This window comes from Myxococcus llanfairpwllgwyngyllgogerychwyrndrobwllllantysiliogogogochensis (assembly GCF_006636215.1).
Taxonomy (GTDB): Bacteria; Myxococcota; Myxococcia; order Myxococcales; family Myxococcaceae; genus Myxococcus; species Myxococcus llanfairpwllgwyngyllgogerychwyrndrobwllllantysiliogogogochensis.
This window is the reverse complement of the sequence record NZ_VIFM01001031.1, coordinates 1-383: the sequence shown is the minus strand read 5'-3', so window position 1 is coordinate 383 and position 383 is coordinate 1. Positions and strand designations below refer to the sequence as shown.

At 31.9% G+C, this 383-nt stretch carries 1 pseudogene; it reads left to right on the top strand.

The window, feature by feature from the left end:
• A pseudogene (locus tag FJV41_RS53385) lies at positions 1-383 on the top strand (hypothetical protein); the annotation flags it as partial.

The following is a 383-nucleotide window of genomic DNA, read 5'->3' as shown; positions in this document are numbered from 1 at the left end:
CTTTTATTCACCTATTATAAAGGTGACAGTGATGGCTTGATTTATCTAGTCGCTTGTTTTCTTGCTTGTCTGTTCTCTGCATTAGATGTCTACAGCATTTACTATGATGCAACGTTACAGTCCAAAAAGAATACAATTATAAATGCTTTTGGCTTGATTATCTCTTTAATACTACGATGGGGTGTCGCTGTCTTTGCATTGAGTCCGGAATTTTTATGTATTCCTATAATATGTAGTGGGCTTATTCCATACATTATCAGGATGTGTTATTTTAATGGGGGCTTAAAAGTAAAGATAAAAAGAAGAAAACATAAGTTTTTATATACTAAATATTTATTCAAAACTGGGATTACTTTTGTTGTTTCAACCATATCTGTTGCTAT